We start from the raw sequence: 13,548 nt of genomic DNA on the forward strand, positions 1-13,548 counted from the left end.
GTGGTCGCTTGACCACCTTTTTTGTTTCCTGCACTACCCAAGAGAGTCACCCCATGCGTAAAACCAAGATTATCGCCACCCTGGGCCCGGCCAGCTCCTCCTGCGAGATGGTGGAGAAGTTGCTGCTCGCGGGCGCCAATGTCTTTCGCCTCAACTTCTCCCACGGCAGCCACGAGCAGCACAGGCAAGTCGCAGGGCGGATCCGCGAGGTCGCCAGCCGGCTCGGGCTGCACATCGGCATACTGGCCGACCTGCAGGGCCCCAAGATCCGGATCGCCAGCCTGGCGGCGGGCAGCATTCAGCTGAAGCCGGGAGACGGCTTCATCCTGGACGCAGATCTGGATCCCGCACAGGGCAACCAAGAGAGAGTCGGGCTCGACTATCCGGCACTGGTGGCGGAGGTCGGGGTCGGCAACATACTGCTGCTCGATGACGGTCGCCTGCAGTTCAGGGTGGAGCGGATTGCGGGGACCGAGGTGCACACCCGGGTGCTGGTCGGCGGTACCCTGTCCAGTCGCAAGGGGATCAATGTGCTCGGCGGTGGCCTGAGCGCACCGGCCCTGACCGACAAGGACAGGGCCGACATTCTCCTTGCCCGGCAGATTGACGCCGATTTCGTGGCCGTCTCCTTCCCTCGCAGCGCGGCGGACTTGCAGGAGGCTCGCCAGCTGATCCGCGCCACCGGCAGCAGGGCGGCCATCATCGCCAAGGTGGAGCGGGCCGAGGTGGTCGCCTCCATCGAGGCCATGGACGAGATCATTCATGCCGCCGACATCATCATGGTGGCCAGGGGAGATCTCGGGGTCGAAATTGGGGATGCCAGGCTGCCCGGCGTGCAGAAGACACTGATCCAGCGTTGCCGCTTGCTCGGTCGGCCGGTGATCACGGCGACCCAGATGATGGAGTCCATGCTCGCCAGCCCCATGCCGACCCGGGCCGAGGTGCTGGATGTGGCCAACGCCGTGCTGGACGGGACCGATGCCGTCATGCTCTCGGCCGAGTCGGCCGCCGGCCACTTTCCCGTCGAGGCGGTGGAGGCCATGGCCCGCATCACCCTGGGGGCCGAGCAGGACGGGGGCGGCGGGCAGCCACTCTGGCTTCAGGGCAGCACACCCCAGGTGCAAGCCGGTCATCACAGGGCGCTGACCCCCCTGACATCCAGCCTCGGCCTGGACAACACCTGCGGCATCGCCATCCTGACCAAGGGTGGCCAGGCCGTCACCGCCATCTCCCGCGGCGCGCACCAGGGGCCCATCTGGGCGCTCTCCGATGATCAGCCACTGCTCAACCAGATGACCATACTGCGGGGGGTCAGGCCGCTCCACTATCTGGACGAGTCACCCCGGCACCTCCACTGCCCGCTGGTCGAGACGCTGCAACGGGCGGATCAACTGCACGGCATCCAGACCCTGCTCATCAGCCGGCTGGATGCACTGGAAGGGGCCGGTCCCGAGGATGTCTGGCGTCTGGTGCCCCTGCCCGGTGTCCAGCGCGGGTCCCGTCAGGAGTCGAGGGACAGCCTCATCCGCTGAGGCCAGGCAGTCCAAGGCGATCCAGCAGGCTGCCGGTCGGCGTCCAGGTGAAGCTCTGATTGGCGCCACCGTAGCACTCGGCCAGCCGCAGCGGCACCGCGGCTCTGTGGCGGCGGCCGGCCACATCCAGGCATAGTGAAACCTGTCGGTTGAACAGTCGATCCCCCTGCCACTGCCATTGACGGCTGTCATCCTGGCACTCTCCCACGGCGAGACCGTCATCCTCCCTGGCAATCAGGCAACCCTGCGCCAGCTGCAAGGCCCCCGCATCCCAGGTGAACAGCTGGCGGGAGCTCTGATCGCAAGGCTCGGTTAGCAGGCGACCCTGCTCGCTCAGGGCCACGCAGAAGCCGCCGCCGGTCACCAGGGTGGCCGGTGGAACCGGCGTTGACCTGGGAGCGGCCCCCAACAGAAGGTTCTCTGGTCTCGGCTGCAAGGCACAGCCGCCGAGCAGCAGTGCCATCAGGGCTAGCAATCGGATGTGAAGTGGCATGATGATGCATAGGCCTGTGTCTGAATGGGTCGCGGGTGTCCACTATTCTGGTGGCTCCCGGCCAAGCATAACGAACTCGCGGCGAACAGGCGCCTGCAGAAATGTAAGAAGAGGTGACAGAGGAGTGATAGATACGCAGAAAAGCAAAAACCCCGCCTAAGCGAGGTTTTCAGAATGTGGTCGGTGATAAAGGATTCGAACCTTTGACCCTCTGGTCCCAAACCAGATGCGCTACCGGGCTGCGCTAATCACCGATGGGTATTTCCAAACTACAAAGATGACCATATGGTCATCCTCGTCATACAGCAAGTATGGTGCGAAGAGAGGGACTCGAACCCTCACACCCGGGGGGCACTAACACCTGAAGCTAGCGCGTCTACCAATTCCGCCACCTTCGCATACCTGACAAGCTGTAAAATGGGGTGGCTGATGGGGCTCGAACCCACGACAACCGGAATCACAATCCGGGACTCTACCAACTGAGCTACAGCCACCACAGCTGTTTTGTTCCACAACAACGCCCGCTTAACTGGCGCACTTTGATGGTGCGCCCGACAGGATTCGAACCTGTGACCTCTGCCTCCGGAGGGCAGCGCTCTATCCAGCTGAGCTACGGGCGCTACGCTGTCGAACGGGGCGCATTATTGATGATGGCGCCCACCTTGTCCACTCTTTTTTTATCTCCATGATTCAAGTGTCTGTTTTTCAATCTTTTCGTTCACTTTTATGCCTCTTCTTCAGACGTTCGGCCAAAAACGTCCTCACTCGGCCCACTTTTGGATCCTCTTCTGACAGTAAAGTGGCCGGCATCCCTTGACTTGCTTTCTTCTCCACCTAGAATGAATGAACGTTCATTCACTCGCCAAAGCCTGATCATCATGGATAAGAAAGAGCGGATTTTCGAGGCAGCGCACGAAATCCTCGGCGAGCAGGGCTTCTACGGCCTTTCCATTGCCGCGGTTGCCAAGAAAGCCAAGGTAGCGGCAGGCACCATCTATCGCTACTTCAGCGACAAGGATGATCTTGTCCGCCAGCTTTATCAGCACACCATTCTCAAGTGTCATCCCTTGGTCATGGAAGATGTGCAGATAGAAGAGGTGTCCTATCGGCAGTATCGACGCCTCTGGCTCAATATCGACGCCCTCTTTGCCAGCCACCCCAATGTACTTAAATGCAAATTGCAGTACGAAAGTTCTCCATTGGGGGCTGAATTGGAGAGGGATCCGGTCATAATGGCGACATGGGCCCCACTTGAGCGTTTCTTCGAACAGGGACGCCAGCAGGGTCTGTTCATCGATTTGCCCGTTCTGGTGCTGGAGGCACTGAGTCTGAGCAGCGTGGTCAACCTGGTGCAACAACGCCAGGCTCACGAATTTGAGTTGACGCAAGAACAGTTGGAAACGGTCATCCGGGCCAGCTGGAATGCCATTTTAAACCCTAATTATTCCATCACAGGAGCCTGTTCATGAAAAAGTGGATGGCCATCATGTTGCTGATAGCACTCGCCCTGTTCGGCAGTGTCATCGGCTTCAATATGTTCAAGCAGAAGAAGATTGCAGAGTTCATGGCCAATCGACCCGAGCCCGAGTTCCCGGTGACCGCCATGGTGACCAAGGCGCAGGACTGGGTCCCCACCATAGAGGCGATCGGCTTCATCGAGCCCAACCAGGGGGTCACCCTTTCCAGTGAACTGGCAGGCACCATAGACAACATCAGTTTCGAATCCGGGGCTCAGGTCAAGGCGGATCAACTGCTGCTGAGCCTGGACTCCAGCGTGGAGAAGGCCAACCTGAACTCCTCCCGGGCCAGGCTGCCTGCGGCTCGTGCCAAGTTCGAGCGCTACCAGAACCTGTACCAGAAGAACTCCATCTCCCGGGATCAGCTGGATGACGCCGAAGCGAGCTACCGTTCACTGGAAGCGGATATCGAGAGCCTGAAGGGCACCATAGCCCGCCGCGAAGTCCGCGCCCCCTTCGGTGGCGTCGTGGGTCTGCGCAACGTCTTCCTCGGCCAGTACCTGGAACCCGGTACCGAGATAGTGCGACTGGAAGATACCAGCGTGATGCGCCTGCGCTTCACCGTGCCCCAGACCGACATCTCCAAGATTTCCCTCGGCCAGACCGTCAAGATCAACGTGGATGCCTATCCCCAGACCCAGTTTGACGGTCAGATCACCGCCATCGAGCCGGCGGTCAACTACCAGAGCGGCCTGATCCAGGTGCAAGCCAACATCCCGAACAACGGCGGCCAGCTGCGCTCCGGCATGTTCGCCCGCGCCAGCATCATACTGCCCACGGTGAAAGACCAGATAGTGATCCCGCAGTCCGCCATCTCCTTCACCCTCTATGGCGAGAACGTCTATGTCATTCACGAGGCAGACGGCGTGAAACGCGCCAAGCAGGTGGTGGTCAAGGCGGGTGAGCGTCGCGGCAATGATGTCCATGTGTTGTCCGGCATCAAGGCTGGCGATCAAATCGTGCTGTCGGGTCAGGTTCGCCTGAGCAACGATACCAAGGTGCACGTGGTCGAGAATGATGCCCTTGCCGTTCCGGCACAAACCCCGATGCTGTAAGCGCGGAGATCTGCGATGCGATTTACTGACATATTCATAAAACGGCCGGTGCTGGCGATCTCGCTCAGCTTCCTGATAGCCCTGCTGGGCTTCCAGGCCATCTTCAAGATGCAGGTGCGGGAATATCCCGAGGTGATCAACACCGTCATCACGGTCAACACCAGCTACTATGGCGCCAGCTCGGATCTGATCCAGGGCTTCATCACCCAGCCGCTGGAGCAGGCGGTCGCGCAAGCCGACAACATCGACTTCATGACCTCCTCCAGCCAGCTGGGCAGCTCCACGGTGACGGCCTACATGAAGCTGAACACCGATCCGAACGCCGCGCTGTCCGACATCCTGGCCAAGGTCAACTCGGTGCGCTCCCAGTTGCCCAAAGAGGCGGAAGACCCCTCGGTCACCTCCTCCACGGGTTCCACCACAGCGGTGCTCTACATGGGCTTCACCAGCCCGGAGCTGAACTCCAGCCAGATCACCGACTACCTGGAGCGGGTCATCAAGCCCCAGCTGTTCACCGTGGGCGGGGTATCCAAGGTTGACCTCTACGGCGGGGTCGAGTTTGCCCTGCGGGTGTGGCTGGATCCGGCCAAGATGGCCGCCTTCGACCTGACCTCCAGCGACGTGATGACTGTGCTCAACAGCAACAACTATCAGTCGGCCACCGGTCAGGCCACCGGCTATTTCACCCTGTTCAACGGCAATGCCGAGACCCAGGTCAGCAATACCGATGAGCTCAAGCGTCTGGTGGTGGCGACCCGGGATGGCAAGGTGATCCGTCTCTCCGACATTGCCAAGGTGTCGCTGGAGAAGAGCCACGACATCTATCGCGCCAGCGCCAACGGCCGCGAGGCCGTGGTACTTGCCATCAATGCCGCGCCGACCGCCAACCCCATCAACATCGCCCACGATGTGCTGGAGCTGCTGCCGAGCCTGAAGAGCAACATGCCGAGCACCATGCAGGTCAACATCCTGTATGACTCCACCATCGCCATCAACGAGTCTATCAACGAGGTCATCAAGACCATACTGGAAGCGGCCGCCATCGTACTGGTGGTCATCACCCTGTTCCTCGGCTCCTTCCGGGCGGTCATCATCCCGATCATCACAATCCCGCTGAGCCTCATCGGCGTGGTGATGATGATGGACATGTTCGGTTTCTCGATAAACCTGATGACACTGCTCGCCATGGTGCTCGCCATCGGTCTGGTGGTGGATGACGCCATCGTGGTGCTGGAGAACGTCGACCGACACATCAAGGAGGGGGAAGAACCGTTCCGGGCCGCCATCATAGGCACCCGGGAGATCGCCGTGCCCGTCATCGCCATGACGGTGACCCTGGCGGCTGTGTACGCGCCCATCGCCCTGATGGGGGGCATCACAGGCTCCCTGTTCAAGGAGTTTGCGCTGACCCTGGCGGGGGCGGTGTTCGTCTCCGGCATCATAGCCCTGACCCTGTCGCCCATGATGTGTGCCAAGATGCTCAAGGCCAACGAGGAACCGGGCAAGTTCGAGCGCACAGTACACGATCTGCTGGACCGGATGACGGCACGCTACGACAGCATGCTGCATGCGGTCATGCAGCGCCGCATCGTGGTCATACTGTTCGCCGTCATCGTGTTCGGCAGCCTGCCGCTGCTGTTCAAGTTCATCCCGAGCGAGCTGGCCCCGTCCGAGGACAAGGGCGTCATGGCCGTGCTGGGGACGGCACCGTCCAATGCCAACCTGGACTACATCGAAAACACCATGGCGGACGTGAACAAGGTGCTGGATGACCAGCCCGAGATCGCCTACTCCCAGGTCTTCTCCGGGGTGTTCAACGCCAACCAGGCCTTCGGCATCGCCTCCATGGTGCCCTGGAGCCAGCGTGAGGCGAGCCAGAAAGAGGTGCTGGATCGGGTCGCCGGTCTGGTGAAGGACATCCCCGGGATGGCCATCACCACCTTCCAGTTCCCCGAACTGCCAGGTGCCTCCAGCGGTCTGCCCATCCAGTTCGTCATCACCACCCCGAACAGCTTCGAGAGCCTGTTCCTGATCGCGGGTGAGATGCTGGCGGCAACCCAGGCCAACGGCCAGTTCGTCTATTCGGATCTCGATCTGAACTACGACTCGGCCACCATGAAGATCAGCATCGACAAGGACAAGGCGGGTGCCTACGGCATCACCATGCAGGACATCGGCATCACCATGGGCACCATGATGGCGGACGGTTACGTCAACCGGATCGATCTGGATGGCCGCTCCTACGAGGTGATCCCCCAGGTGGAGCGCAAATTCCGTCTCAACCCCGAGTCCATCAAGGGTTATTACGTGCGCGCCGCCGACGGCAAGTCGATCCCGCTGGGCAGCCTGATCAAGATTGAAGTGGTTGGCGAGCCCCGCGCCCTGCCCCACTTCAACCAGCTGAACTCTGCCACCATAGGCGCCGTACCGGCACCCGGCGTGGCCATGGGGGATGCGATCAACTGGTTCAAGGCCACCGCCGAAGAGAAGCTGCCGCAAGGCTATCGCTACGACTTCATGGGTGAAGCCCGCCAGTTCGTGACCGAGGGCAATGCGCTCTATGCCACCTTCGCCCTGGCCCTGGCCATCATCTTCCTGGTGCTGGCGATCCAGTTCGAGTCGGTGCGTGACCCCCTGGTGATCATGGTGTCGGTCCCCCTTGCCATCAGCGGGGCCCTGATTGCCCTGGCATGGGGCCTGGCCACCATGAACATCTACTCCCAGGTGGGCCTCATCACCCTGGTCGGTCTGATTACCAAGCACGGTATTCTGATCTGCGAGGTGGCGAAGGAGGAGCAGCTGCTGCACGGCATGAACCGGATGCAGGCCGTGATGCAGGCTGCCAAGGTGCGGCTGCGCCCCATCCTGATGACCACGGCGGCCATGATCGCCGGCCTGATCCCGCTGCTCTATGCGGCGGGTGCGGGTGCGGCCCAGCGCTTCAGCATCGGCATCGTCATCGTGGCGGGTCTGGCCATCGGCACCCTGTTCACCCTGTTCGTGCTGCCGGTGATCTACACCTTCCTGGCCTCGGAGCACAAACCGCTGCCGGAATTCGACGAGTCCATTCCGGCCAAGGCGAAAGGAAACCATTGATCCTCAGCCAACAGCAACAAGGCCCCGAAAGGGGCCTTATTTTTATCCATTTGATGGCACACGACATGAGTCCATGAAGCAGTTAAACTAGGCCGTTCGCAATCCAGACCGCAAGGATGCCATGTCAGGAATCTTCTCCAAGGCCATAGGCCTTAACGGACTCTCTTATCGTCTGCTTTCCTACATTCTGATCTGCAGTACAGTGCTGGCGCTGGTCATCACGGTGTTGCAGCTCGCCTGGGATTACAACAAGGACGTCACCGTCATAGAGGCCAGCATCGACCAGATCGAGGCTTCCTTCCTGCAACCCATCTCAGCCAGCCTGTGGAATCTGGATGAAGAGCAGGTCAAGGTGCAGATCGAAGGCATCATGAACCTGCCCAACATGCAGTTCGTCATGGTCAAGGAGATGCTGGGCAACTCGGAAGTGCCGCTGCTGACCCAGGGGGTGGAGCAGGCGCAATACGACATCTCCCGCGAATTCAGCCTCACCTATCAGGGCGAGGTGGTCGGCAAGCTGTTCGTCGCCGCCACCCTGGATCAGGTCTACCAGCGCCTCATCGAGAAGTCGGTGCTGATCCTGGTCAGCCAGACCATCAAGACCCTGGTCGTCTCGCTCTGCATCCTGGTCATCATCTATTACCTGGTGATCCGCCATATCAACCGCATCGTCAGCTACGCCCAGAAACTGAGCCTGGATCGCCTCGCGGTGGAGCTGACGCTGGAGGGGCGTCCCCTGCCCCGCAAGCACCCGGACGAGTTTGATGCGCTGGCCGCCACCCTCAACCAGATGCGCACCCGTCTGAACGACGAGTTCACGGCCCGCCATCAGGCGGCGGATCAACTCCAGCAGGAGCGGGACTTCTCCGCCACCCTGATCAACTCCGCCAACATGGTCATCTGCTGCATGGAGCCGGATCTCAACATCGCCAGCATCAACCCCGCCGCCATCCTGCTGACCGGCTACCACCACGAGGAGCTGCTGCAGCACAACTGGCTGGATCTCTTCGTCAGCGAGGAGCAGCGGGCCGAGCTGGCGGCCGCCCTGACGGACCAGGGTTCCCTCGAAGACAGGGAGATCACCATGCATGACCAGCAGGGCCACGAACTCGTCCTGCAGTGGACCTTCGCCCCCTTCTACGAGGGGCCGAATCTCAAGTATCTGATTGGCTTTGGTTATGACATCACCCCCCTCAAGAAGGTGGAGCGGGAAATCATACTGTTCAGCGAGCAGCTGGAAGGCAAGGTGGCGGAACGTACCCGCAGCCTGAGCGATGCCAACGACCAGCTGGGCAAGGCCTATGACGACCTGAAACAGGCGCAGCAGACCCTGGTGGAGTCGGAGAAGATGGCCTCCCTCGGTTCCCTGGTGGCCGGCGTGGCCCACGAGATCAACACCCCCATCGGCATCAGCGTCACCGCCTCCTCCTATCTGCAGGAGCGGGTGGCGGACTTCAAGCAGCACCTCGAGGCCAAGCAGCTGTCGCGCTCCTATCTCAACGAGTTCACCCAGAATCTCGACGAGTCGATGCAACTGCTGCAGGGCAACCTGAGGCGAGCCTCGGAGCTCATCGCCAGCTTCAAGCAGGTGGCGGTGGATCAGTCGTCCGAGGCGCGCTACAACTTCAGCCTCGCCGACAACCTGCATCAGGTGGTGGTCTCCCTCGGCTACAAGCTGAAGAAGGCCCAGTGCGAGGTCGACATTCAATGCGATCCCAAGCTGGCCATCTACTCCTTCCCCGGCAGTTTCACCCAGATCTATTCCAACCTGATCCTCAACTCCATCCACCACGGTTTCGACGGCTGGGACAGGCCCAAGAAGATCACCATCAGGGTGGAACAGCAGGGTGACGAGCTCGTCATCGATTACAGTGACAACGGCCGCGGCATCCCCCCGGAGATACTGCCGCGCATCTTCGATCCCTTCGTCACCTCCAAGCGGGGCCAGGGTGGCAGTGGGCTCGGCACTCACATCATCTACAACCTGGTGGTGCAACTGCTGCGCGGCCGCATCCATTGCGCCAGCGAACCTGGCCTGGGTGCCCAGTTCCATATCCGCCTGCCGATCCGGCAGAACTGAGCGCCGGCTCTTGTGAGCCGGCCACTTTGTCCCCATCATGCTGTGATTGCATTCTTAACGAGCGGAGAACCTCGCAATGGCACAGCATTTTGACTATATCGCCATCGGCGGCGGCAGCGGCGGCATCGCCTCGGCCAACCGGGCTGCCATGTATGGCAAGAAAGTCGCCCTGATTGAAGCCAAAGAGCTGGGGGGTACCTGCGTCAACGTCGGCTGCGTGCCGAAGAAGGCCATGTGGTATGCCGGCCAGATCGCCGATGCCCTGAGATACGGGGCCGACTACGGCTTCGACACCACCCTCAATCACTTCAGCTGGGCCAAGCTGGTCGAGTCCCGTCAGGCCTATATTGGCCGCATCCACAAGTCCTACGAGAATGTGCTGGGCAAGAACCAGATCACCGTCATCAAGGGCTTCGCCCGTTTCGTCAGCAGCAACACCATCGAGGTTGATGGCGAGCAGTACAGCGCCGATCACATACTGATCGCCACCGGCGGCCGCCCCGAGGTCCCGACCATACCGGGCGCCGAACTCGGCATCGACTCCGACGGCTTCTTCGATCTGCAAAGCCAGCCCAAGCGGGTCGCCGTGGTCGGCGCCGGCTATATCGCGGTCGAGATCGCCGGCGTGATGCAGGCCCTCGGCTCAGAGACCCACCTGGTGGTGCGCAAGCACGCGCCGCTGCGCAACTTCGACCCCATGATCCACGAGACCCTGGTGGAGATCATGGCCCAGGAAGGGCCCAAGCTGCACACCCACGCCGTGCCCAAGGCGGTGGTCAAGAACGCCGACGACAGCCTGACCCTGCAACTGGAAGATGGCCGTCACCTCACTGTGGACTGCCTGATCTGGGCCATAGGCCGCGTACCGGCCACCGACAACCTCAACCTGGCCGCCACCGGCATCACCCTGGACGAGCAGGGCTTCATCCCCACCGACAAGTTCCAGAATACCGCCGTCGCCAACCTCTATGCGGTGGGTGACAACACGGGGCGCATCCAGCTAACCCCGGTGGCCGTCGCGGCCGGTCGCCGCCTCTCGGAGCGGCTGTTCAACAACAAGCCGAGCGAGCACCTCAACTACGATCTGGTGCCGACCGTGGTGTTCAGCCATCCGCCCATCGGCACCATAGGGCTGACCGAGCCGGAAGCCATCGCCGAATACGGTGAAGATCAGGTCAAGGTCTACCGCAGCCAGTTCACCGCCATGTATTCGGCGCTGACCCAGCACCGCCAGCCCACCCGGATGAAGCTGGTCTGTGTCGGCCCGGAAGAGAAGGTGGTCGGTCTGCACGGCATCGGCTTCGCCATGGACGAGATACTGCAGGGCTTTGGCGTCGCCATGAAGATGGGGGCCACCAAGGCAGACTTCGACAACTGCGTCGCCATCCACCCGACCAGTGCGGAAGAATTTGTGACAATGCGATAAGCATGGTTGAAGCTGGCCTGTCACTATCAGGCCAGCTTCAACAACTGCGTTCCCCTTCCCACCCCACCAGCGCGGAAGAATTTGTGACCATGCGCTAAGTGCATCTGAAGCTGGTTGGTCAGCTTCGGCAACGGCCTAACCCAACTATCCAACCCGACCCAGGCCGGGTTTTTTGCTCCCCTCCCACCCGATTTCCTCTGAAAGCGGCCTTCTTTACGCCGATTTTACGCTCCCCCAATGCCCCTTTATGGCGCCTTTACGCCTGTTTTACATACCCTTTCAGCGTCAACTACACCAACGGAGTCGATGCTGTTTTACATCGACTCTTGCAGCTAATTATTTCAATGGAGTCGATATGAATTGGCTATATCTGCTGCTGGTCCTCGCCCTGCTGGGCTATCTGCTGCGTGCGTTAACGCGCAGCCACGAGTGAGGGACTTGATGATGCGGCAAGTAATTATCCATCCGGTGGCCTGCGAGCAGCCGGGCCTCGCGGGCTATCCAATGCGTGCACTGATGCACAGCGACCACGAGCGAGGGGCTTGAAGATGCGGCAAGTAATTATCCATCCGGTGGCCTGCGAGCAACCGGGCCTCACGGACTATCCAATGCGTGCACTGATGCACTGCGACCACGAGTGAGGGATCTGATATGTGGCAAGAAATAATCTATCCGGTGGCCTTCGTGCTGCTGGTCCTGCTGCCGGCACCCCTGCTCGGCAGCTATATGTATCGCGTGTTCGAGGGCAAGAGTCGCTGGCTCGCGCCGGTCGAGCGCGCCACCCTGGCCTGCTGCGGCACGGACGGACGGGAGCAGGACTGGAAGTCCTACGCCCTCAGCCTGCTGGCCTTCAACGGCGCCGGTTTCGGTCTGCTGTTCCTGATCCTGATGGCCCAGGGCCTGCTGCCCCTCAACCCGCAACAGCTGCCGGGCCTGAACTGGCAACTCGCCTTCAACACCGCCGTCAGCTTCATGACCAACACCAACTGGCAAGCCTATTCCGGTGAGGCCAGCCTCTCCTACTTCAGCCAGATGGTGGGGCTCACCACCCAGAACTTTGTCTCCGCCGCCACCGGCGCCACCGTCGCAGTCGCGCTGTTCCGCGGCCTCTCCCGCCAGCAGACCATACACCTTGGCAACTTCTGGCAGGATCTGGTGCGCTTCTGCCTCTATGTGCTGCTGCCCATGGCGTTGATCATGGCGCTGCTGCTGGTGTGGCAAGGGGTTCCCCAGAGTCTGTCGGCCTATCTGCCGTTCCACGCCCTGGAAGGTCAGGAGCAGCTGCTGCCGCTCGGCCCTGCCGCCTCGCAGATCGCCATCAAGCAGCTCGGCTCCAACGGTGGCGGTTTCTTCGGTGTCAACTCGGCGCACCCGTTCGAGAACCCGACCGCCCTCTCCAACTGGCTGGAGATGGTCGCCCTGCTGACCATTCCCGCCGCCCTGGTCTGTACCCTGGGCCGTTACGTGAAGGATACCGGCCACGGCCGCGCCATCCTCACCGCCATGACGCTGCTGTTCGTGCTGGGGCTCGGCCTCTCCGTCTATCAGGAGTTGCAACCGGATCCGGCGCTCGCCCAGCTCACCACTCACGCAAGCAATATGGCAGGCAACTGGGAAGGCAAGGAGAGCCGCTTCGGCCCCGTGCTCTCCAGCATCTGGGAAGTGGCGACCACATCGGCCTCTAACGGCTCGGTCAACGCCATGCACGACAGCTTCACCCCGCTGGGTGGCATGGTCGGCATGATCAACATGCTGCTCGGTGAGGTCATCTTCGGCGGCGTGGGTGCCGGTATCTACGGCATGATGCTGTTCGTGCTGTTGACCGTGTTCCTGTGCGGCCTGATGGTCGGGCGCACCCCGACCTATCTCGGCAAGCGCCTCGGGATCACCGAGATGAAATGGGTGGTCGCCAGCATGCTGGTGATGCCGGTCGGGGTTTTGGTGATCGGAGGAGTAACGCTGCTGATGCCGGATGCCGCCACCATATTGGGTCACGATGGCCCCCACGGCCTGTCCAGGTTGATCTACAACTACGCCTCGGCCGCCGGCAACAACGGCTCGGCCTTCGGGGGCTTCGCCGCCGCGGACAACTGGCAGTGCGTCGCCATCGGTCTGGCCATGCTGCTCGGTCGCTTCGGCTACATCATTCCGGTACTGGCCATCGCAGGTCAGCTCTCGCGCGCCTCCCAACAGGATGCCGGCGAGGGTGACTTCCCCATCCGCGGTCCGCTGTTCATCACCTTGCTGATCATCACAGTGCTGCTGATAGGCGGTCTCTCCTTCCTGCCGGTACTGGCGCTGGGCCCCGTCGCCGAGCATCTCCTGATACTGGGAGCGCTCTGATGACCC

8 protein-coding genes and 4 tRNA genes are annotated in these 13,548 nt (G+C 61.3%); 7 read left to right on the forward strand and 5 right to left on the reverse strand.

The genetic code is table 11. The features are described 5' to 3' along the window. Positions 1-53 precede the first annotated feature (53 nt). On the forward strand, positions 54-1,532 hold the full coding sequence (gene pyk / locus ACB030_RS13140; RefSeq protein ID WP_371160350.1) for a pyruvate kinase: 1,479 nt from the start codon (positions 54-56) through the stop codon (positions 1,530-1,532). Here pyk and ACB030_RS13145 read toward each other — a convergent pair. From ACB030_RS13145 to ACB030_RS13165, 5 genes are all read right to left on the reverse strand, one after another. After that, positions 1,522-2,025: a ricin-type beta-trefoil lectin domain protein gene (locus ACB030_RS13145; protein WP_371160352.1), complete on the reverse strand. Its 504-nt coding sequence runs from the start codon at positions 2,023-2,025 to the stop codon at positions 1,522-1,524. The two genes, pyk and ACB030_RS13145, sit on opposite strands and share 11 nt — an antisense overlap. A gap of 177 nt (positions 2,026-2,202) precedes the next feature. Next, a tRNA-Pro gene (locus ACB030_RS13150) sits at positions 2,203-2,279 on the reverse strand. A gap of 58 nt (positions 2,280-2,337) precedes the next feature. Beyond that, positions 2,338-2,423 (reverse strand) — tRNA-Leu (locus tag ACB030_RS13155). A gap of 20 nt (positions 2,424-2,443) precedes the next feature. Further along, positions 2,444-2,519, reverse strand: a tRNA-His gene (locus ACB030_RS13160). Positions 2,520-2,568: 49 nt separating this feature from the next. Next, a tRNA-Arg gene (locus ACB030_RS13165) sits at positions 2,569-2,645 on the reverse strand. 258 nt (positions 2,646-2,903) lie between these two features. On the opposite strand from ACB030_RS13165, the gene ACB030_RS13170 reads away from it, so the two are divergent. From ACB030_RS13170 to kdpA, 6 genes are all read left to right on the forward strand, one after another. Then, positions 2,904-3,494: a TetR/AcrR family transcriptional regulator gene (locus ACB030_RS13170; RefSeq protein WP_139437092.1), complete on the forward strand. Its 591-nt coding sequence runs from the start codon at positions 2,904-2,906 to the stop codon at positions 3,492-3,494. After that, positions 3,491-4,597, forward strand: a complete 1,107-nt coding sequence (locus ACB030_RS13175) for an efflux RND transporter periplasmic adaptor subunit (protein WP_139437094.1) — start codon at positions 3,491-3,493, stop codon at positions 4,595-4,597. The genes ACB030_RS13170 and ACB030_RS13175 overlap by 4 nt, the downstream gene beginning before the upstream one ends. Positions 4,598-4,612: 15 nt before the next feature. After that, positions 4,613-7,693 carry a multidrug efflux RND transporter permease subunit gene (locus ACB030_RS13180; protein ID WP_371160355.1) on the forward strand — a complete coding sequence of 1,027 codons (3,081 nt, stop codon included), beginning with the start codon at positions 4,613-4,615 and terminating at the stop codon, positions 7,691-7,693. Positions 7,694-7,814: 121 nt separating this feature from the next. Next, positions 7,815-9,773 carry an ATP-binding protein gene (locus tag ACB030_RS13185; RefSeq protein WP_371160357.1) on the forward strand — a complete coding sequence of 653 codons (1,959 nt, stop codon included), beginning with the start codon at positions 7,815-7,817 and terminating at the stop codon, positions 9,771-9,773. 76 nt (positions 9,774-9,849) lie between these two features. Beyond that, positions 9,850-11,199 carry a glutathione-disulfide reductase gene (gene gorA, locus ACB030_RS13190; RefSeq protein ID WP_371160359.1) on the forward strand — a complete coding sequence of 450 codons (1,350 nt, stop codon included), beginning with the start codon at positions 9,850-9,852 and terminating at the stop codon, positions 11,197-11,199. Positions 11,200-11,850: 651 nt separating this feature from the next. Then, a complete protein-coding gene (gene kdpA / locus ACB030_RS13195) occupies positions 11,851-13,542 on the forward strand; it encodes a potassium-transporting ATPase subunit KdpA (RefSeq protein ID WP_371160361.1) in 1,692 nt (563 codons plus the stop codon). Positions 13,543-13,548 lie beyond the last annotated feature (6 nt).

The organism is Aeromonas sp. S16(2024), assembly GCF_041403065.1.
Classification (GTDB): Bacteria; Pseudomonadota; Gammaproteobacteria; order Enterobacterales; family Aeromonadaceae; genus Aeromonas.